The sequence below is a fragment of the Halomicronema hongdechloris C2206 genome (genome assembly GCF_002075285.3).
GTDB lineage: Bacteria > Cyanobacteriota > Cyanobacteriia > Phormidesmidales > Phormidesmidaceae > Halomicronema_B > Halomicronema_B hongdechloris.
On sequence record NZ_CP021983.2, the window covers coordinates 1,591,614 to 1,613,303 of the forward strand.

The window sequence follows — 21,690 nt, forward strand, 5'->3', positions numbered from 1 at the left end:
GATGACAATTCGTGAGCTAGCGGATAGAACGGGCGTGTCAATTGACACCATTCGGTTTTATGAAAAGAGAGGCTGGCTGAATGCGGTTCACGTTCAACGGCAAGCTAACAATCAGCCGCAACCCACGTCAGTCCCTTAGGGGTATTAGCTTTGACAAATAGCCAATTAAGGGGGGTAAAGGGAATTCCGCTGACACTGGGCTGGGAGCAAGGGGAGTCTTTATTTTTGTTTCAAAGTGTTGCGAAGAATGTCATTCGAGTAACGCTTCATGACTTACTCACAAGATCCTCACTTTCTCTTCTTACTGTTACAAATGGCGCTAGAGAAAAGGCTGATCAATTGTTATCTCGTCAGAGAGTATTTGAGGTTACTACGGCTATGGCTACCTGCCCTTGTTGCACCAATCATTTAATGAGGCATATTCGTAACCAGGAAGTGTACTGGTTCTGCCGTCATTGTTGGCAAGCTATGCCTGCTGCCGATGATGGTCGTCTCGCTATTGCATCCTTGGGACATCGCCTTGATAAGGTGCTACAGCCCTCTCAACCGTCGGCGCTGGAATCTCTGGTGGCTATGTCTTAACCGGCCTACGATGTCGCTCTCTAGCGTCGTATCTGAGTCGTTTTCCACGTTATTTGCATCATCAGTGGTGTGGGGTCTGTCTACGGTGACAGCACTGTCTTTGTTGAGTGTAGATAGCCATAATAACCATGTTGACAATTACGTCTGAGCAAACCCAACTTGTTGTTACCTCAGATATTGCTGAGGTGTTACGGGGCTATCCGTTTTATCCCTATCATCGGGCCTTCATGGTGTCGTCGCGGCGGCATCAATTGATCGATTTCATTGTGACCCACACGGCTCAAGATCCCATGGCTCATCGTAGTCAGCATCAGGACGCTTATCAACATCTGATTCGCACCGGAATCGAACAAGTCTTAGGTCATGAGCAGAGTTTTTCTGACCCTAGCCAATCGAAGCAAGAGAATGTCTCCCACTGGTTTGGTTAGGGGATGGGGTGAACGCGTTAGACACTTAAATACACAGACGCTGATAGATCTGATCTAAGTGGCGCAAATGATGTTGTGGGTCGAAGCAGGCAGCGATTTCTTCAGTCGATAAGTACTGCTTCACTTGCTCATTATGGCGGATTTGAGCTTGGAAATCGCCGTCTTCCCGATTCCAGGCGCTATGGGCGCAAGATTGAACGATGGCATAGGCATCTTCTCGACTCATGCCCTTATTGACTAGGGCTAGCAATATCTGCTGACTAAAGACGACGCCGCCGTAGACGGTCATGTTGCGCTGCATGTTGTTGGGATGCACCAAGAGATGCTTCACTAAGTCGGTGATCTCTACCAGCATAAAGTGCACCAAAATGCAGGAATCGGGAAAGATCACCCGTTCCACTGAACTATGGGAAATATCCCGTTCGTGCCACAGAGCCACATTTTCCAGGGCGGCCATGGCATTGCTCCGGAGGATGCGAGCTAGCCCAGTCAGCCGTTCAGAACGAATGGGGTTGCGTTTGTGGGGCATGGCTGAGGACCCTTTCTGCCCTTGGGCAAAAAATTCCTCGACTTCTAAAACATCGGTGCGTTGCAGATTTCGTATTTCTACGGCAAACCGCTCGATAGAGGCCGCCACCAGGGCCAGGGCATTCATAAATTCACTATGGATGTCTCGGGAAATGACCTGGGTTGAGGCGGTATCGGGCCGTAATCCTAGTTTTTGGCAGGCGAGGGCCTCTACTTTGGGATCGATGTTGGCATAAGTACCGACGGCACCGGAGATCTTACCGACCGCAATGTGCTCTTGCAGTTGGGTTAATCGCTCTCGGTGGCGCAGCATCTCAGCTAGCCAGCCAGCCAGCTTAACGCCAAAGGTGATCGGTTCGGCATGAATGCCGTGGGAACGGCCGATCATGACTGTGTGGCGGTGTTTTTGAGCTTTATAGCGCAGGGCCTGGATCAGGTCTTCCAGGCAACTCATGATCAGCTGTAAGCTATCCACCAGCTGCAGGGATAGAGCCGTGTCTAGCATGTCGGAGCTGGTCATGCCGAGATGAATATAGCGGCCGGCTTCGCCCACATGTTCGTTGAGGTTAGTCAAGAAGGCGATGACGTCGTGGCGAACCTCGGCCTCGATCTCAAGAATCCGCTGGGGATCGAATTGGGCCTTGGCCTTGATGGTCTCGACTGCATCTGAGGGGATGTAGCCCAGTTCTGCCTGGGCTTCACAGACAGCGACTTCGACCCGCAGCCAGGTTTGATACTTGTAGAGGTCGGTCCAGAGTTGGCCCATTGCGGGCAGGGTATAGCGTTCGATCAAGGCCCGTGTCGCAGAATACAACCGCTCTATTGTACCCGGCCAGCTTCCCCATGGCGGCAATCGGGTCTTACCCGACGACGGCCTGCCGTACCATGGCTGCATCTAATTGCCGGCCGATGATGACAAGGCGGGTCAAGGGGGGCTCGCCATTAGCCCAGGGGCGGTCGTAAAAGCTTTCGAAGCGCTGACCAACCCCATGCAGCACTAGGCGTCTGGGTTTTTGGGGGACGTGGACAAAGCCTTTGATGCGATAGATTTCTCGCTGCTCTACTAGGGATTGCAGTCGCTGGATTAGCTCCTGGGGCTGAAAACTGTGGTCGAGGGTGAGGGGAATGGCGGTGATGTCGTCGTCGTGGTCATGGTCTACCGCATGATCATGGTGGCTGGGGCGACTGTCTAGGTTGTCTTCGACGGCGGCATTGAAACCCAACAGCAAATCAGCTGGGAGGGCACCTCGGTGGCAGGGAACTAATTTAACGCCTGGTGGTAGTTGCGATCGCATCCAGGCCTCCACTTGCTGTCGTGTGGCCTCATCTACCTGGTCCACCTTACTCAAAAGCACCAGATCCGCACAGCGGAGCTGATCCTCAAATAGTTCCTCAATGGGGGTCTCATGCTCTAGGCTATCGTCGGCCTGACGTTGGGCTTCCAGGGCACTGAGGTCTCCCACCAATTGTCCTGAGGCCAGCGCCTCACAATCCACCACCGTGATCACGCCGTCTACTGTGGCCTGGGTGCGAATCTGGGGCCAGCGGAAGGCTTGCACCAGCGGTTTGGGCAGAGCCAATCCGGACGTCTCAATCACGATGCAATCGATCTGGTCCCGCCGCTGCATCAACATTTGCATTGTGGGTAGAAATTCCTCCTGCACGGTGCAGCAGAGACAGCCATTGGTCAACTCTACGATAGTGCTTAGGGCAGTCTTATCTTCATCGCAGACCTGACACCCTTGCAGCAAGTCGCCATCAATGCCCACCTCACCAAATTCATTGACCAGCACCGCAATGCGACGGCCCTGGTTATGTTGCAACAGGTGGCGTACCAGGGTGGTTTTACCCGCCCCCAGAAAGCCGGTAATAACGGTCACTGGAATTTTATGCATTGGACTACGTTGGTGGTTGAAACGGCGCTGTAACCTCTGGCGACTGCTCCTCGCCAAAGCCAAATCCCATTTAACCTACCATGCCCATTGCCATGCCATCCATCGTCAGGGGCAATGCCTAAATCCGCAAATCAGCTCTCCAATCGACTGACCCCCATTTTCCTACGGTTGCCCGCTTCAGGGCCGTCAACGTCAAAGCAGTTATTGATATATATTTTCAACTGAGTATACTGATTACTGATTGAGCGTCGATCCCTAATGGCTGAGTCTCCTCCATCCCATCCCCGGACAAGACGCCCCTGGCGGCGACGGCAAGTTCTGGCCTGGGCTGCTGCTGGTATGGGGGCCCTGGCTCTAGGCGGCTTAGGGCGACATTGGCGCCGCCAGTCTTTGGCAGAGGTTCGCGTCCCTACCCAGGACGCGGCGATGGATCTGAACCTACCCTACGACCCTATCGCCCTGCTACGGGACTTTAACTACGGTACCCTGCGTCACGAAGCAACCGGGCCAGTGCGGGAGTTTGAGGTGGTGGCTGACAGCGTGACCCTCCCCCTAAACTCGGCCATTTCCTTCGTCAGTTGGAACCTGAACAGACGGGTGCCTGGTCCCACCTTACGGGCCCAAGCCGGGGAGCGGGTGCGCATTATTTTCCACAATCAAGATGGGCATTCTCATAGTTTGCACTTTCACGGCACCCACCCAGCGGCCATGGATGGCATCGATCCAGTGCGCCACGGTAAAACGTTTATCTATGAGTTCGATGCCGAGCCCTTTGGGGTGCATCCTTATCATTGCCATATCGAACCCGTCACCCGCCACATCGGCAAAGGACTCTACGGGCTCTTGATCGTAGATCCTCCCCAAGCCCGCCCCTCGGCCGATGAGATGGTCTTGGTGATGGCTGGCTATGACATCAATGACGACCAACGCAATGAGCTGTATGCGTTCAACGGTATCCCCAATATTTACCGGGACCATCCCATTGCCATCTATCAACATCAGCGAGTGCGGCTTTATCTACTCAATATGATCGAGTTTGACCCCGTCGCCAGCTTTCATATTCATGCCAACCTGTTTCAGGTATATCCCACTGGCCGCACCCTAGAGCCTAGCCAAGAAACGGATGTGATTACCTTGGGAACAGCGGAGCGGCATATTTTAGAATTTGCCTACGCCTATCCAGGCTGCTACATGTTCCATCCCCACCAGGACGTGATGGCCGCCAATGGCTGCATTGGCTACTTCGACGTGCTCAAGGCCTAAGGCCTATTGACAGCAACAGGCATAGGTTCTAAAGTTACAGGGAAACTATATGAAAATTGTTCTCAACTAATATGGCCACACGACTAAAGCCCGTTAACTTCTTTCTAGCCCTAGGATTGACGGCGACCTTAGGAGCCTGCGGCACCCCTACGGCAGACGGTGAAGCCGGGGGAGAGGCAGCATCCGAGCCGACTGCAGCCGTGGATGCTGGCGGTGAAGGCGGCGAAGGCGGTGAAGGTGGTGAAGGTGGTGAAGGTGGCGAAGGTGGCGAAGGTGGTGAAGGTGGCGAAGGCGGTGCCACTGGTAACCCTACCGTCGATTACCTGACTTCCTTGGCCCTGATGAAGGGTCACTTAATGGTTGCTGACGAACTGCTGCAGCAAGGCAACTACGCAGAGGCTGAACCCCACATCGGTCATCCGGTTGATGAGCTCTATGGGGGAATTGAAGGACAATTGGTTACCTACGAGGCCGCTCCCTTTAAGGACACCCTGGTAGAGCTTCATGATCTAGCCAAATCAGCCCCTGACAGCGCTGAGATGGCGGAACAGTTTGAGACGGCCATGGCGGCTGTCGATGACGCCATGGCAGCGGTGCCCCAGGAGCAGCGTCAATCCCCAGAGGTGGTGATGGCGGTGGTCAATGAAATGCTGACGACCGCAGCTGCAGAGTACGAGGCTGCGATCGCAAATAATAAATTCGTTGAAATCGTTGAATATCAAGATTCCCGCGGCTTTGTCCTCTACGCCGAAGACCTCTATCAAGGGGTTGCCGATCAGATGGATGAGCAAGATGCCGCCGAGATTGCCGCCGCCTTCGAGGAGTTGAAAACGGCTTGGCCCTCAGTCAACCCCCCCGAGGCACCGATCAAATCTCCATCTGAGATCAATGGCCTCGTCTCTGAAGTCGAACTGCACAGCTAACTGCCTGTCAGCGTCATTTAGCGACTGAGTGCCCCATCCTTGCCACCTATCCCCCTAGTCCGGTCAGTTTCCTGGCCGGACTTTTCTAAGATGATATGGCGTCATTGTATTTCCAATCATGCTATTCCAGGTTCCCGAGGTATTAACCCCAGACGAGTTAACCCAGCTGACTCAGACCTTAACCCAGGCCGAATTTATCGATGGAAAACTGACCGCTGGTTGGCATGCCAAGCTGGTCAAGCATAATCAGCAACTGGCCAAGACGGTGCCAGAAGCCGCCAGCCTGAAACAGCAAATCAAGACCGCCTTAAATCGCCATCCTCTGTTTCAGATTGCGGTGCGGCCCAAGACCATTCATTCGATTCTATTTAGTCGCTACACTGCCGGTATGAGCTATGGTCTCCACGTCGATAATGCTCTGATGGCGGGCCATCGCTCTGATGTGTCGTTTACAGTGTTTCTCTCGGCTCCAGAAGAGTATAGCGGTGGTGAGTTGGTCATTGCCGGCCCGGACGATGAACAAGGCTACCGACTCACCGCTGGCTCAGCCTTGGTGTATCCATCCACGACTCTACATCGAGTAGATCCGGTGACCCAGGGAGAACGGCTGGTGGCTGTGGGGTGGGCCCAGAGTTGGGTACGGGATGCGGCCCAGCGAGAGCTATTATTTGATCTAGAGACAGCCCGCCGCAGTTTATTTGCCAAGGACGGTAAGACCCCTGAGTTTGACTTGCTGTCTAAGAGCATGGCGAATCTATTGCGCCGTTGGTGTGATTAATCTGGCTGCGATGAGCGCTTATGAGTGCGTAGGCCCACTGACCGGATAGGGGCTGGTCTCAGCCTGGGGGCAATGACGCTGCAGTAACATGGGCAACTGGGCTGGAGATACCCGGCTGTGCAAGGTCTTGCCGATGCGCAGATTAGGGCCATGTTTACAGTGCTTTAGGCAACCGGTGCGCTCTAGGGCGATGTCGCTACGCTCGGCATCTACCTGCTTGAGCGCCTGCCACAGGGCGTTGCCACCACGCTTACAGCAGCTGCCCTTACCACAGACTTGAATGCGATGGGCCTGCCGGGGCGAAACCGAGGCGGGCTCAGGGGGCAACTCCAGGGCTGTCTGAGGAGTGAGGGGAATCACCTGGATGGCTTTCAAGCTGTCTTTCTTGCTGCGCACCCACACTCGCACCGGAGCTCCTAGGGTGAGTTCCCGTGCGATCGCATAGCGTAGGGGCTTGGGCAATTTAACCGCGTAGGTGCCCTGAGGAGTCTGCAGTCGAATCCCCTTCAACTTGCCGTGATCGGAGCGAATATCGGCGACATAGGTACCCTGCAGAATCCCTTGATGCCGCAGCCTATCAGCATATTGAGTCATAAATATAGTCCAGTGACGTCTCTCTCAAAAACCGGATATCATAGCCGCTTTGAATGTCTTTAGCATAACCAGGCCCGCCCTCTCTTGCAATCCCTTCTCATTATAAAGATTCCCGTAACCCAGCGTCCCCAACCTCCCCGTAAACTAGGCTGGCGTCAGAGACTGCCAGAAAATCCCCATGGCTCGGGCTAGGGCAGCGGCTTCGCTGTACTGAAAGAAATGGCGTCCCTGGGGACATTGCCAAAGCTGATCCCCACGACCGGGATGTAGCCAATGCTGCCACCTCAAAAACTCATGGGAGGCAATCACGCCATCGTCCTGGCTCCCACAGGCCAGTAATGGTACAGGAGAATTGCCGGGGGCCAGGTAGGGATGGCAAATGAGCGAATGAGGGGCGGGAGTACTATCTAAATCCGCCTCGAGACGGCAGACCAACTCTCGCACCATCGATCTGGCCATGGGACCAAATAAATCGTTCACCAGTTTGAGCAAGATGCGATCGCGGTGGCAGGGTAACAGGCGTCGTTGGGCATAATAGTGAGAATACCAAGTCACCATTGGGTAAGGCCCCACTCCCAGCAGCGTGAGTGAGCGGACCCGCTCAGGATAGCGCTGGGCATAAAGGAGCCCTAAGACTCCACTCAGGCCATGGCCCGCTAAATGCACCGGCTGCGCTACAGACTTGAGATGGTCATGGAGCAGCGTCAACGGAATCTCCAAAAGGGCTGGCTCGTCGGCAGAATGATGATAATCCCATTGAGCTACCGTCCCTCGATAGGATAGCTGCCGTAGCAACGGTCGATTCAGAGGACAGAGGCTGGGGCTCAGATTCAGCCACAGGAGATGGGGAATGGCTGGCATGGGTTAGTTCTCCAAATCACAGTCAGCTAGGGAGATCAACGGCGAGACCGATTAATTGAAAATTATTCCTGTTAAATCCTAACCCCTAGAGTAGTATGCCGCCATCTTCTATGCAATCAATTCTCATTAGCTGGAGGTTCGCTGCGACAATACTCGCTAGGAATGTCGATAGAAAGCAGCACGTTTCTAGTTACAAAAACCAGTTTTCTGGTAACAAATAGTACGTCGATTTAACTGTCCATACGGAAGCGTGACCCAGAGATAATTCATCTGTTCAGACAAGATAGGTTTGTGCCCCCGATTTGAATCAGTAGACGCTATGAAAGCTACTTGAGATATCCACTAAACTTATAGAATTAACTGTTCATTTAGTCGATCCTTGGGCTTAATAGGTAAGGTGAATACTCTGACACTCCTCTAGCCATCAGGATTATGGACAGCTATCCTTATCGACAGCCAACAGTCTCCTATCCCCTGTCTCCGAACCAGAAATTACTGTGGTTAGCCTACCAACTGGCCCCTGATAGCCCTGCCTATAACATCTACACGACAGCCCTGATTAAAGGAGCCATTGATACGGCACTTTGGCAAGACAGCTGGAAATATGTTGTCAAGACCCATCCGATTCTGCGGGCAACCTATCGATGGCATCAGGCTGAACCTGAGCAGGTGATCCATGCAGCCACTTCCCCAGACCTCACATTTAAAGTCATTCATGCATCTGAACTAAGTGAGGAAGAAGTCAGGCAATATATTCTGGCAGAATCCCGAGATCCGTTTCGCCTAGAAACTGGACCAACCCTAAAAGTCTGTCTCTTTCAGCGAGCACCACAGATACATATCCAATTAGTCACTATCCATGAAATCTCAGGGGAACTCCGCTCCCTGAGTATCCTACTCAGAAAATTTCTGCAACGTTACTCCAAGGTTCAAGGACATGAATTATCTACTCGGGGATTCAAGCTCTCTGAAAGCTCGGCCTTCACTGAGGGGTACTTATCGCACTCAGCCACGACAATCGTTCAGGAACCCTCAGCTAAGCATTGGCAATACCCAACGTACATTAACTGGCAAGCCGAGCTACTGTCCACTGAAACAGGCATTCAACTGGGAAACTACTGGGAAAACTATTTGGCCGATTCTCCAGTCAAGTTAGAACTTCCCATTGATTATCCTCGGCCGCTTAGCCCGAGTTATCACGGTGACGTTTATCTCAACCATCTAGAAGCCACTGAAGTCACCCAGATTAAGGGGTTTAGTAAGGAACACAATGCTAGCTTATTTGTGATTTTACTGGCCAATTTCTATGCTCTGTTAAGTCGAATTTGCCAGCAAGAAAACCTATCAGTTGGTATCCCACTCATGTCGAGCTGGTTAGATGAAGAACGTTCTAACACTGTCCTTGGCATGTTGGCTAATTTAGTTCTGTGTCGGCTTAACTTAACTGGGAAACTCTCCTTTCGTGAGATGCTTGAACGAGTAGCTGCTGCCATCGACGAAGTGGCGCAGCATCGAGACTATCCCTTTCTGGACGTCGCAAACTATTTTAGACATAAGCATAAAGGCATTACCGAGTCGTTGCCAGTGCAGGTCTCATTTAGTTGGGAAGCAGATCCTTACGCTGCTATAGGGGATGTAGCCAATAACTTGAGCATTCAGCCCTATCCTATGGGAGAACAAGGAGGGGGGGCATTTGACCTCTACCTCACCGTCATGGAAGTTGAGGATTATCTGCAGCTATGCTGGAAATATAGCACCGACGTGTTTTCCCGGGAGACGGTTGCTCGCGTTGCCCAACAATTCAAAGCCTTGCTGATGGCTGCTATCGCTGAACCAGACCGGCCCTTTACCCAACTCAGTCTCTTGTCGAAAGCAGACCAAAGTAGATTATTGACGGCTCAGAGTCAGGCTCACTCCCAACTACCACAACAATGTATCCATCAGTTAATTGAGCGGCAAGTTGAGCGTACGCCTGACAACGTCGCCGTTGTCTTCAAGCAAGATCGGCTCACCTATGCTGAGCTGAATCAAGCGGCCAATCAACTCGCCCATTATTTACAAAGCTTAGGCATTGGCCCCGATACTCTAGTCGGCATTTTCATGCCCCGTTGCCTAGACATGATGATCGGACTGTTGGGTATTCTCAAGGCTGGAGCCGCCTATGTTCCCATTGATCCAACCTATCCCCAAGAACGCTTAGCGCACATATTTACTGACTGCCAACCATCTACCTTACTGGTCCATCAGCAATGCCTTGTCAATGCTCCCGACACGACAGCCCATATCATTGCCTTAGACGCAGAGTGGCCCACAATTGCGAGCCACTCAATCGCCAATCCCTTAAGCCAGGTCACTGCTCGAAACTTAGCCTATGTTATCTACACGTCTGGTTCTACAGGCAAGCCGAAGGGAGTCATGATTGAGCATCGATCCCTAGTCAACTTTGTCCAACAAGCTTGCCAAACCTATGACATTACTTCAGCGGATCGCATCCTACAGTTTTCATCCTTTAGTTTCGATGCAGCTATAGAAGAAATTTATACATGCCTGGTCTCGGGAGGAACACTCTTTTTGCGTCCAGAAAATATGATGGACTCTATCCCGACCTTCCTCGAGACCTGTCAAGATTACGAGCTCACTGTCTTAGATTTACCCACGGCTTACTGGCACCTCTTGGTGGAGGTCTTAGTAGAACAACCCAAGCTATCGTTACCCTCAAGCTTACGGTGCATCATTATTGGCGGAGAGCGGGCCAATCCCTACTATGTAAAACAATGGCAGCGCTATCTTGGCATATCCACTGAGCTCATCAATACCTATGGCCCCACAGAGGCGACCGTTGTAGCCACAACCTATCAGTTGCCCCATCAGGTGCCTATGGCAACGAACGTGTTAGCCTCGACCGAGATTCCCATTGGTAAAGCCCTAGGTAATATCGAGACCTACGTCCTGGATGAGCAGCAGCAATTGGTGCCCTTCGGCCTATCCGGTGAACTATACCTAGGCGGTATTGCCCTGGCCCGGGGATATCTTAATGCTCCAGACCTCACCCAGAGAAGTTTTATTCTTAATCCGTTCGGCTCCAGCTCCAATGACCGATTGTATAAGACCGGCGATTTAGTCCGTTATCTCCCGGATGGGAACTTAGAGTTTTTAGGGCGTGTTGATCAACAGGTTAAAATTCGTGGATTTCGGGTTGATCCGGGAGAAATTGAGTCGGCCATTACAACCTATCCAGAGGTACGCCAAGCCCTTGTCATTGCCCAATCAGATCACTTAGGCCATCAACAATTAACCGCCTATATCGTATCTAATCTCATCCCCGATCGCATTCCCTATCAGACGGAGTGCTGGCTAGACTATGCTGGGAAATCGGCAAAACTAGAAACCGTTGACATCTCTTCATTAGGCATAGGCCTCTCCCAGGCTCCCCCAGAGTTGTCCCAAGGCGATTCTGTTCGAGTTCGTTTCCCTTTGCCAGGGCGAGATGATGAGCGCTGGTTCAGTGGTCAGGTGATCTGGAATCATGCTTCCCGAGTGGGTATAGCACTGCATCCGACTACTGCTGATCAAGCCCTGCTGCAAAAAAGTGCTGCTCACCTGCTGGAATCTCAGGGCATACTGCAAGCGCTACAGCGAACCGTTGCTGGAGCCCTACGCAAGTATTTAAAGCAAAAGCTGCCGGATTATATGATCCCAGCTAGTTTTATTCTGATCAATGCATTACCACTGACTCCCAACGGTAAAGTCGATAAGCGACAACTACCTCCTCCCTACAGCAGTCAGCTCAAGGTCGATGAACCAGTGCCAGCGTTCCCGCATACACCTACTGAGCAGTCACTGGCAGAGATTTGGTCTACATTGCTGGGAGTAAAGCAAGTTACGCTAGAAGACAATTTCTTTGAGCTAGGCGGCAACTCGTTATTAGCCATTCAGTTTGTCAATTGCTTAAGCGAACGGCTGCAGATAGATATTCCAGTTTGGCTCCTGCTCAAGAATCCCACCATTTCCACTTTAGCGAGTGCCATCACCGAGCAAACTGAAACGAATCATGTTGCCCCAGCAGACGTCCCATATCTGTCGGATTTCGATCTTAAGGCTGAGGCGAATCTCGATCCGAACATTCACTATCCCAACCCCATAGACTTTGCCAGGGCGATATCTCCTGCATCCATTCTTCTGACTGGTCCGACCGGATTTGTCGGACCCTATCTGCTGTCAGAACTTCTGATGATTACAGACGCCGATATATACTGCCTAGTTCGTCATCGTGCTGGGACTTCATCCAAGCAGCGCCTCGAAGATCACTTAAAATCCCATGGCCTTTGGCATCAGACATATCGTCATCGCATCATTCCAGTTGTTGGCGATCTTTCTAAACCATATCTAGGCCTATCAGAACCGCAGTTTGAAGATTTAGCCCAGAGCATCGATGTTATTTACCATAATGGTGCTTGGGTGAATTTTATGTATCCTTACTCAGCCCTAAAATCAGTTAATGTTCTAGGCACACAAGAAGTGTTGCGATTAGCGGGATACACTAAAACGAAACCAGTCCACTTCATTTCCACTCTATCTGTCTTTTCCGATGCTTATGTTGATAGGAGTCCGGTGTTAGAAACGGAGACTCCTCAATTTGAGGAAACACTTAAAGCTGGGTATGATCAGACAAAGTGGGTTGCTGAAAATTTGGTCAAAGCAGCGCAGTCTCGAGGTCTACCCATCACCATTCATAGACTGGGGACGCTTCTCGGGAATAGTCAGACTGGCATCATTAACAAGCCAAATGATTTCTTTGTTAGTTTGGTTAAAGGTTGTCTGCAGCTCGGCAAGGCGCCCAATCTAGTCAACAATCTCAATCTCACTCCCATAGATTATGTCAGCAAAGCCGTTGTCTCCATCAGTCAAGATCCAAATCACTTGGGTCAAACCTTTCATATTACCCATCCTCAGGCTATCTCCTGGACGCAATTGATAGATTGCATCCAGGCTAATGGCTATCATTTGGAACTGTGTCCCTATCCTCTATGGCTATCACAATTGAAAACTCAAATAGAGGCAGGTTATCCCAATGATTTAGCAACATTTTTATCTACGTTGAGTTCTGAGGATGAGCTGCCATTAGAAAAGGCGGAGTTTGATAGCCGTTTATCTAAACAAGCTTTATCTAAGCTGTCACTGGTTTGTCCCGAGATTGACAACGATCTGATCGGGAGATACTTGGGCTATCTTGTTGAAAGCGGTGGACTACAAGTCAAGCCATCTTGATTACTACTAAAACGAAGCCGACTCTATCCAGATGCACTAATGCTAACTAATTGGTTTCATAGGAAGCGAAGGGATGGCTCCCTGACCAGGCAAGCTCTGGCTAAAATTGTGCTGGGAGTCACCTTGGTAATTATCGCGTCTACGGCGCTTAGTTATTTATATATATGGTCTCTTTTAGAAAATCTGACGAAGAAGAAGCTGAACCAATATATTGTTGAGCGAACGAAACGAGAAGAAACTCTGTTCGAACTAGCCCAGGATAATATTGAGCTGGTTAAGCAGGTTTGTATTCGCCAACTTAATATGACATCAGCAGAAGACTATTCAGAACAGTACAATGAACTATTTGTGGAATACCCAGATGGAGTAACCCGTAATCGTCCTAAGTATCCCTACGATCAATATGCTGCGCTTTTTCTAGATGATGATACTGAGGTAACCCCAGATGTTCAACGTCGGGCTGTCATCACCTTTGATCTTGCCACCCATTATGGTCGAGCCTGGAACAACCGATTTCCGAATCTCTATTTTTTAGCACCGGAAAACTTTTCGATGGGGTATTGGCCAACCTTTAATTGGCCAGCGGAAGCGACTCCAGATGTAGATGAAACTGAGGAAGAGTACTTTTATCTATCGACGCCTGCCTATAACCCGCAACGAGAAACAGTATGGACTGGTGTGTACATTGATCCCGTTGCTAGAGAGTGGCTTGTTTCAGTCATATCGCCCATCTATATTGATGACCAGCATGTCTTAACGGTTGGTCAGGATGTCCCTCTAGATGACTTGATTTCACGAACTATCAATCAAACCCTGGAAGGCACATATAACATTATCTTTCGTGGTGATGGTCGTTTAATAGCACACCCTGACTTTAAGGAGGAAATTATTCAAAGTGAGGGGCAGTTAACCTTATCAGAAGCCGGAGATGAAAACCTAGAAGAAATATTTAGGTTGATCAAGGCTAAGGATAACTTGCCCTTAGTTATTAATAATAAATCAGGTCACGAGTTCTTAGCTGTAACTAGAATTACTGGGCCAGGCTGGTATTTTGTCACCGTATTCCCAAAATCTATCTTATCGAAGCAAGCATCTAATATTGCTGCTTTTGTGTTAATACTGGGAATTACAGTATTGGTGTTAGAACTTATTATTCTATTTCGAGTACTTAACCGAGATATTGCCTTGCCTCTGAGAAGGTTGATAACAGCCACCTCTCAGATCGCAGCTGATAACCTTGATGTTGACATTGATGATTCAAAGTCTAATGAGTTAGGGCGATTGGCAACTTCGTTTAAGGAAATGGCTGAAAAGTTAAAATCTTCCTTTAAGGCACTAGAGGATATTAACTCAGAGCTAGAGGTTCGAGTCGAAGAGCGAACCAAGGAGTTGCAAACAGCTAAAGAAGAGGCGGATAGCGCTAATCGTGCTAAGAGCAAGTTTATTGCCAATATTAGTCACGAACTACGGACTCCCCTAAATGCTATTTTGGGCATGACTGAAGGGTTGCAAGAAAGAGCCTTTGGCGAAGTCGATGAACAACAGCTAGAAGCATTACAAACTATTGAGAACAGTGGCAATCATCTCTTAGAATTAATTAATGATATTTTAGATATTGCGAAAATTGAATCGGGGCGGATGGAGCTTCGTTACGCGCCGGTATCCATCGCTCATCTCTGTCAAGTAAGTGTTGGTTTTGTTAAGCATGCCGTGCTTAAAAAGCACATTCAATTAGAGACCAGGCTTTCCTCTAATTTGCCTGACTTGTTGGTTGACGAACATCGGATCAGACAGGTCTTGATCAACTTATTGAATAATGCCTTTAAGTTTACCCCTGAAGGTGGCCGCATTACTCTGACAGCTGAACATCTTCAGCAGGAAGTCTTTGACTCAGGTGATATCGATTATTCGAGGGGTCATTTTTTACGAATTTCAGTTATCGATTCAGGTATTGGCATTGCCCCAGAAGATTTAGGAAAAATATTTCAACCCTTTATCCAAATTGACAGTGCTCTTAATCGTCGATATACAGGCACAGGTTTAGGATTGGCTTTGATTAAGCGTATCGTTGAGCTTCATGGTGGCAAGGTAGGCGTTACTAGCCAGTTGGGAGTTGGGAGCTGCTTTACCATTGATTTGCCTTGTACTAAGCCAATGATGTCTGCTCAATCTTATAACTATGTCGATGTTACTGATATTGCCTCTAGTCAATCCTATGAAAATGCCTCTCCTTTGATTTTAATGGTAGAAGATGAGGAGACTAGTACAAGTTCTGTCTTAGATTATCTAGAGACTAGAGGCTATCGAGTTGTGGCCACAGGAAACAACTATCAAACCATTGCCGAAATAGCCCGAATTGAAAACCCAGATCTAGTCTTGATAGACATTCAAGTATTAAGACCAGATAAACTAGAAAGGATCCGTCAACTTCGTTACGAGCTCGACCTAGGTGATATGCCTATTGTTGTTCTCGCCCCTAAACCTACATCAGAAACTGATGATCGTTACCTCGCTGTAGGGGTCGATGAATATCTGATCAAGCCAGTGAAGATGAAACAGTTGACACTCATGATTGAACGGCTCCTTGGCCTAAGCGAGTGATGTCATTCAGCTGAGGAGCCCCAGTAAGATAACCCAAGCAATACTCCTTCCTTGATATGAATGGCACGATGAATCGGTTAGGTAGCTGGCGGCTGGGCTGGGCAATGCTGGGCAGCGCTGTCTTGATGATGACCGCGGTAGCATGCTCGGCTGAAGAGGCGCCCTTGGTCATAGAAGTAGAGCCGTCCAGGGTGTCGACAGAAGCCTTGCATCCCTTGCTTGGAGCCAATGTAGTGTACCTAGGGGAACAGCATGATCGGGCTGCTGATCACGTGACTCAATTGGCCATTATTCAAGGGCTGTATCGGGAAGAGCCCAACCTTGCGATCGCATTGGAGATGTTTCAGCGTCCCTTTCAACCCGTGATCGATCGCTACCTCGCAGGAGATATCTCAGAATCCGAGTTACGGGCCCAAACCGAGTATGACCAGCGTTGGGGCTTTCCTTGGCAGTATTACGCCCCCATTCTGCGGTTCGCCAAGGATAACCAGCTGCCGGTGCTGGCCTTGAATGCCCCTAGTGAAGTCGTTAGCCAGGTGGCTGACGCCGGACTCGATAGTCTGACCCCAGAAGACTTTCGCTATCTGCCTCCCCGCCGCGACATCGACACCGGCAATAGCGACTACCAAGCGATTGTGCGAGATAGCTTCGCAGGCCACGGCAGCCATGGCGACTTTAACTTCGACAATTTCTTCGCCGCCCAGGTGACCTGGGATGAGACCATGGCCGAGACCATCGCTAATTTCTGGCGAGACTCTCCTGACACAACAGTGGTGGTGCTGGCCGGTAGCACTCATATCATTTACGGCTATGGCATTCCCGATCGGGTGGCCCGACGGCTGGGGGATTCCCTGCAACAAACGACAGTGCTGCTAAATTTTCCCCAGCCGAAGCCATCTAATGCCGCCGACGCCATCGCCGATGTTCTCTGGTATAGCGACTGATGGCTCTGCCAGGGTGGGGTAGGCTCACGCCACGTTGAGGGCTCCCTGGCGCCGCAGCCACTGCTTTTGCTGGGCAGACAAGCCGGTGGCATCGGTGAATAGCGCTCCCGCCACTCGGCATCCTGTCAAGGAAACACCATCGAGTTGGGCATTTTCCAGATTGGCCTCCCGCAGATCGGCATCACTGAGGTTGGCCTGGCTGAGATTAGCAAATTCCAGATTCCCGTGATACAGCGAGGCCCCCCGCAGATCGGCACTGACCAGCACGGCATTCCAACCGTCGATCCAATCCAGCTGGGCCTGCTCTAAGACGGCAGCAGTGAGGTCAGCTTCTTGGAAACAGGCTCCCAGGGCCCGGGCTTCCGAGAGATTAGCCCCCATCAAAATGGCTGCTGTTAGGTTGGCCTGGCTTAGATCTGCTGCCGCCAGGGAAATCCCCGATAGGGTGGCCTGTTGCCATGTGGAGCGGCTCAGAGTTGCCCCCTCAAAACAGGACTGACTCAAGTTAGCGCCATCAAAGCGGGCCTCGACTAAATTGGCATCCTTAAATCGAGCCTGCGGTCCGCTGACTTGCCGCAGATCTGCGCGTTCCAGATGGGCATAGGAGCCGTCAGCCTGATCCAAACGACTACCGTAGAGCCGTACGGCTGTGGCTTGAGCTCTGCGGAAATTGACCCTCTCTAGGCAAGCCTGGGTTAAGACGGCACGGTTCAGCTGACTATCAGCCAGGCAACTTCCTGATAAGTCAGCCAGAATTAGAGTTGCCTCAGAGAGATTTGTCCCCCGGCCAGAGACGTTGGCGAGACGGGTTCGGCGCAGGTAGGCAGCTGAGAAATCGCCGCCATCCAGGCAAGCACCACTGAGGTCGAGACCGCTGAGTTCCCCCTGCGTTAGGGATTGACCAGCTCTGACTCGAGTCAGAACATCAGATGGGGTGAGTTGAGCCATAGATAACCACGCCGTCTCCGGATACCATCATAAATTATGTCAGTATCGGGAGATACAGACGACTCGTTGAGTTTTCCGGAATTGGTATGTAAAGGCAGTTTCCCTCCTTCGCTAGCTTAAGCCGAAGACTCTAGGCGTTCAGCGACTACCGCATAGAAGGGATCCGTCGAGGGAAACCCCATCAGTTGCAAAAACATCGGCAGGTTAGCAGGGCGAGCGATCACGTCAGGTGTGCCAAAGCCAGGCACAGAATTGAAATAACGCTTCACCAGCTCCACCCGACCGGCCTCACTATTCTCCCGCCAGGCAGCAATGGCCTTCTGATAAAACATGCGATTGGAAAAGCTGACAATCGCAACGCCGCCTGGCCTCAGCACTCGATACATCTGGGCAAATACCTGCTCGGGATACTGCAAATATTGCACCGATACCGCATTCAGCACCGCATCAAAGGAGGTGTCTGCCAAGGGCAGGTGGGGGGTCTCATTCAGATTCTGGACAAAATAATGATCCAGCTGGGGATTCTGCTGCAACTCTTCGGCGTTGAGACCGTGGCCCTCCACCCACTCGAAAGCCATCTCCTGCGGTAAGTGAGACACCCAGCTGCTCATCAAGTCGAGAATACGGCTGTGGGGCCGCAGGCGTTGGCGATAGAGATCCATCAGCTGCGTGATAAACCCCTCATCCACATGGGTGACCAAACGGGGGGTGCTATAAAACAATTGATCATCAGACTCATCGAGTTTCGCACGCTGGTTGGATTGCAAGGCCATGGCACAGAGACAATAATGGGCCAACAAGGTTAGAACTAGCCAAATCACCCAGGACGACACGGCTGAGATCGAGTCTTCTTGCTAAAGACTCCCCGGCTGACAACCGCTCAGGGATGGGCTGATTGCCGTGAATCATGCTGTAAAGAATTCTAACGATCTCCGGCTAGCCCTGCTCGAGATTGGCTGATTGCCCCACAGATTTCACGAGACTCGCCCGATAGCCTGAAGTCGCCGATTGACGGCGGCAAGGTCAAACCAGTCTGGATCGAAGTCACTGCCCAGACGGTCCCAAAGCTCCAGGTAAGCAGGGTCGTGGTTATCGTCTAGCCGTTCCAGCACTTCCTCATATCCCCAGATACCACCACTGCCCTCTGGCGGGCAGGCACATTCGCCCTCTAAGCATATAGGCGCGGGGGAGTTCGACCGGGTGTAGCTCTCTAAGATCAGTCGGTGTAACCACCCTTCTTGGGGGGCATACCAGTAGAGTAGGCGGTAGCTGCCATGGGCCAGCACCTGCCATAGGGGCAACTGCTCATCCTGAAGATCTCCTGCCCCTGGAAGCACAAAGCAGTGGGGCTGGCTATCGCTCCAGCCCATGACGACTTGTATCACTGAGTGTAGCTGAACCAACGAGGCCTGGGCTGGGATCTGAAACCGCCGCCAAATCGGGGGATCACTATCGACTAATTCCACCCGGAAGCGATACAGGGTATGGGACGTCATCTAGAGTTGATCACCATGTTCTAGTAACCAGTCATTGCCGAGGCGAATGGTAATGTCTGACTGCAAATCACCGGTACTCTCCACCCGCACTTCCCCGACTCCTAGAAACCGATGGATCATTTCGGCGCTGGCTAAGTCTCCTCGCTGGGCCACAATGCGGGTGATGGGTAAGGGGTCATGCCAGGCTCGATCGGAATAAACGTTGTAGTAACCACTGTCATTGAGGGTGTCAATCAGCGATTGCACCGCCACGGCATCACCAGTGCTGTCTTGAATGGCAATCCGTAGAGAAGCGGGCTCACTGCTGACCGCTGGCTGGACACCAAAGCCGAAATACTGATCTATCATCTCATCGATAGCCGCATAATTCGGCAACCAATAGCTCAGGTTAAATTGATTCGGGGAGCTAAAGTCTCCGGGCAGCATCAGCATCTGTACCCCAGAGGCATTGGTCTGAGCCGCAAACCCTACTAAAGCCAGTAACTCTTCCACACTGAGGTTAGTGTCAACGTGGGACTGAATCACTGAGAGAATATTCGGCAGGCGACCGATGGTGGCGGGGTTGAGGGCTTGCTCAACGATAGCCCGCATTAACATCTGCTGCCGCTGAATCCGGCCAATGTCTCCCTTCTCGTCGTAGCGAAATCGCAGGAACTGCATGGCCTGATCTCCATCGAGGCGCTGTTCTCCCGCCTTGAGATTGATGTAAAGGTGCTGGCTGTCGTCTTGGTATTTCATGTCTTTCGGGACATTCACTGTGACCCCTCCTAGGGCATCAACCAGTTTCTCAACCCCTTGCACATTGATCCGCACGTAGCGATCGATGGCGACGCCACCCAGCATATTGCTAATGGAACGAGCCGCCAGAGCTGGCCCGCCCTCCCGGTTAGCTTCATTCAGCTTGGTCAGTTGTCCTTGCACTCGAGCCCGAGTATCTCGAGGAATAGAGAGCACCACCAGTTGCTCTGTATGGGGGTTGAACCGGACCAGCAACATCGTATCGGATAGGCCTTCGAAGGAGTTGACTAGGGCGTGATACCCTAAATCTTCTACTTCAGGAGGCGGATTGGTGACGTCGCTACTCAGCACCTTCAGCCCCAACACCAGAATATTCACCGGGCGAGTGAGGCGAGGTAGGCGTAGCTTCCCTCCGGTGGAAATTGGCTCACCTTGGCCAAAGATATCGGCCTCTGCAGCACTTAGCTCTGCCTGCATCAGCGGCTGGCTGGACAACGAAATGGCCAACAGCGCTCCGGCGGTAGCTGACACACTGGCAACACCGAGGAGGGCTACACTGATACCGACCCAACGGGGGATGCGAAACGGTTTGGAGGGCTTTCGCGGAGCAGGGGAATAGCGGGTGGGCACAGATAACCTCTTAGGACAACGATTCAAGACGACGATGACGAGCAATCATCAGCCAACACAAAACCAACCCATGACTTGGTCAGTCCAACTCGAGTCGGTTGCTACCGGATTAGCTAGGCTACTTATCTGGGCTTGGCTAAGGGGCCTACCCGTTGCCATGGGGTCAATCAATCAATTTTTAGCAGCATGGTAGCAATATTTCCAAAGAATGGATAAAAATTCTCGCGTTTATCTGAAATTTGGGCAGTACTCATGATGGGTTATTGGCCTACTCGCCGGGCCAGTGTCACCTGATAATCGCCTCCGGGGCTGATTTCCCAGGGCTGCAGCACGGTAGTCTAATTCACGCCGCTCTAATGCATCGCAGGTGACATCACAAGATGCGATCGCTTAATTGGCTAATGCCAGGCAACTGCACCGATTTGCCCCGCAGCAGCCGCACCATCAGCCATAGGTTGGTGATGAAATACCCCGTGCTAATCAAAGTACTGGTCACCAATAGTCGTAGGGAGAGGGCCGGGCTGAGTTGAGCGCCTCCGCTGAGCAGCACGTAAGCCAAGAACCAGCCCATGGCCAGGACAACTACTAGGCGACTGGTCGAGCGCTCTCGCCGACTTCCCCGGCCCAGCCAGAGGCGCCCTAGGGCCGGCACAACACCAAAAATGGGCACCAAATAGAGGAGGAGGGTCAGGCGTTCCAGCGTATCGTGACGGTCTGGATCAGAAGTGCGGCGATTGAGAGGGGCCATAGCACCACCAACAGCATCAGTTAACTCAGGCGACTAGCACTCCAGCACCCTTGGGGCAACCAACGACCCTGCAATTGCCTGACGCGCTCTGGGGCCATGCGATAGAGCCAGGCGGTGCCTAGGGGATGTCGATCTGGAGTCAGTACCGTTTCTGCCACTCGATGATACAGACTATCCTCAGGGCGATTGGGATAACAGTCCTCGAACTCATCCAGGACGGTGAGGATGGTGGCGTCGGGAAACCCCAGTCGATACCCCTGAACCCAGCCCGGTTCCGTAGTTATGGCCGGATATCCCTGGGGCAGGTGATAGAGCCGACCCGGGACTGCAGCGGCGTCGACCGTTAGCACCTGGGGCCGACATATCTTGTCATAGGCTAGCTCCCCTGGTTTCAGGGTGCCATAGACAAAGACATACACAGATGGTTGCAACATACTCAAGGCCAGCATATGGTCTAGCATCAAC

18 protein-coding genes are annotated in these 21,690 nt (G+C 51.5%); 8 read left to right on the forward strand and 10 right to left on the reverse strand.

The window, feature by feature from the left end:
* The first annotated feature begins 1 nt into the window (after position 1).
* Both XM38_RS28705 and XM38_RS07195 read left to right on the forward strand, forming a co-directional pair.
* Positions 2-139, forward strand: a complete 138-nt coding sequence (locus XM38_RS28705; protein ID WP_187329317.1) for a MerR family DNA-binding transcriptional regulator — start codon at positions 2-4, stop codon at positions 137-139.
* 571 nt (positions 140-710) lie between these two features.
* Entirely contained in the window at positions 711-1,010 is a 300-nt protein-coding gene (locus tag XM38_RS07195; RefSeq protein ID WP_080807301.1) for a hypothetical protein, read from the forward strand.
* 25 nt (positions 1,011-1,035) lie between these two features.
* On the opposite strand, the gene purB is transcribed toward XM38_RS07195, so the two are convergent.
* The gene (purB, locus tag XM38_RS07200; RefSeq protein ID WP_088431559.1) at positions 1,036-2,331 is read right to left on the reverse strand and encodes an adenylosuccinate lyase; all 1,296 of its coding nucleotides are present in this window, start codon (positions 2,329-2,331) and stop codon (positions 1,036-1,038) included.
* Between the two features lie 67 nt (positions 2,332-2,398).
* Positions 2,399-3,433 (reverse strand): cobalamin biosynthesis protein CobW, encoded by a 1,035-nt coding sequence (gene cobW, locus XM38_RS07205; protein WP_080807300.1) that lies wholly within the window; start codon positions 3,431-3,433, stop codon positions 2,399-2,401.
* A 258-nt stretch (positions 3,434-3,691) separates the two neighbouring features.
* Here cobW and XM38_RS07210 point away from each other — a divergent pair, with 258 nt between their 5' ends.
* From XM38_RS07210 to XM38_RS07220, 3 genes are all read left to right on the forward strand, one after another.
* The gene (locus XM38_RS07210) at positions 3,692-4,696 is read left to right on the forward strand and encodes a multicopper oxidase domain-containing protein (RefSeq protein ID WP_088429409.1); all 1,005 of its coding nucleotides are present in this window, start codon (positions 3,692-3,694) and stop codon (positions 4,694-4,696) included.
* A 71-nt stretch (positions 4,697-4,767) separates the two neighbouring features.
* A complete protein-coding gene (locus tag XM38_RS07215; RefSeq protein ID WP_080807296.1) occupies positions 4,768-5,619 on the forward strand; it encodes a hypothetical protein in 852 nt (283 codons plus the stop codon).
* Between the two features lie 118 nt (positions 5,620-5,737).
* Positions 5,738-6,397 carry a Fe2+-dependent dioxygenase gene (locus XM38_RS07220; RefSeq protein WP_080807293.1) on the forward strand — a complete coding sequence of 220 codons (660 nt, stop codon included), beginning with the start codon at positions 5,738-5,740 and terminating at the stop codon, positions 6,395-6,397.
* Positions 6,398-6,415: 18 nt separating this feature from the next.
* On the opposite strand, the gene XM38_RS07225 is transcribed toward XM38_RS07220, so the two are convergent.
* Both XM38_RS07225 and XM38_RS07230 read right to left on the reverse strand, forming a co-directional pair.
* Positions 6,416-6,991: a (2Fe-2S) ferredoxin domain-containing protein gene (locus tag XM38_RS07225; RefSeq protein WP_080807291.1), complete on the reverse strand. Its 576-nt coding sequence runs from the start codon at positions 6,989-6,991 to the stop codon at positions 6,416-6,418.
* Positions 6,992-7,135: 144 nt separating this feature from the next.
* Entirely contained in the window at positions 7,136-7,852 is a 717-nt protein-coding gene (locus XM38_RS07230) for an alpha/beta fold hydrolase (RefSeq protein WP_088429411.1), read from the reverse strand.
* A gap of 432 nt (positions 7,853-8,284) precedes the next feature.
* Between XM38_RS07230 and XM38_RS07235 the strand changes: the two genes are divergently transcribed.
* The 3 genes from XM38_RS07235 (at position 8,285) to XM38_RS07245 (ending at position 16,665) form a co-directional block, all read left to right on the forward strand.
* Positions 8,285-13,120 (forward strand): non-ribosomal peptide synthetase, encoded by a 4,836-nt coding sequence (locus tag XM38_RS07235; protein WP_080807285.1) that lies wholly within the window; start codon positions 8,285-8,287, stop codon positions 13,118-13,120.
* Between the two features lie 123 nt (positions 13,121-13,243).
* On the forward strand, positions 13,244-15,721 hold the full coding sequence (locus XM38_RS07240; RefSeq protein WP_187329318.1) for a hybrid sensor histidine kinase/response regulator: 2,478 nt from the start codon (positions 13,244-13,246) through the stop codon (positions 15,719-15,721).
* A gap of 56 nt (positions 15,722-15,777) precedes the next feature.
* Complete coding sequence (locus XM38_RS07245) at positions 15,778-16,665, forward strand: ChaN family lipoprotein (protein WP_225889207.1); 888 nt, start codon at positions 15,778-15,780, stop codon at positions 16,663-16,665.
* Positions 16,666-16,689: 24 nt separating this feature from the next.
* On the opposite strand, the gene XM38_RS07250 is transcribed toward XM38_RS07245, so the two are convergent.
* The 6 genes from XM38_RS07250 to XM38_RS07275 all read right to left on the reverse strand — a co-directional run bounded on the left by XM38_RS07250 (position 16,690) and on the right by XM38_RS07275 (position 21,659).
* Entirely contained in the window at positions 16,690-17,613 is a 924-nt protein-coding gene (locus XM38_RS07250; RefSeq protein ID WP_080807280.1) for a pentapeptide repeat-containing protein, read from the reverse strand.
* Between the two features lie 116 nt (positions 17,614-17,729).
* Positions 17,730-18,386: a class I SAM-dependent methyltransferase gene (locus XM38_RS07255; protein WP_088431563.1), complete on the reverse strand. Its 657-nt coding sequence runs from the start codon at positions 18,384-18,386 to the stop codon at positions 17,730-17,732.
* 201 nt (positions 18,387-18,587) lie between these two features.
* The gene (locus tag XM38_RS07260) at positions 18,588-19,109 is read right to left on the reverse strand and encodes a plasmid pRiA4b ORF-3 family protein (protein WP_080807279.1); all 522 of its coding nucleotides are present in this window, start codon (positions 19,107-19,109) and stop codon (positions 18,588-18,590) included.
* Positions 19,110-20,477, reverse strand: a complete 1,368-nt coding sequence (locus tag XM38_RS07265; protein WP_225889208.1) for an LCP family protein — start codon at positions 20,475-20,477, stop codon at positions 19,110-19,112. It abuts the gene before it with no gap.
* Between the two features lie 373 nt (positions 20,478-20,850).
* The gene (locus tag XM38_RS07270; RefSeq protein ID WP_088429415.1) at positions 20,851-21,225 is read right to left on the reverse strand and encodes a hypothetical protein; all 375 of its coding nucleotides are present in this window, start codon (positions 21,223-21,225) and stop codon (positions 20,851-20,853) included.
* 20 nt (positions 21,226-21,245) lie between these two features.
* On the reverse strand, positions 21,246-21,659 hold the full coding sequence (locus XM38_RS07275; RefSeq protein WP_080807450.1) for a gamma-glutamylcyclotransferase family protein: 414 nt from the start codon (positions 21,657-21,659) through the stop codon (positions 21,246-21,248).
* Between the last annotated feature and the right edge of the window lie 31 nt (positions 21,660-21,690).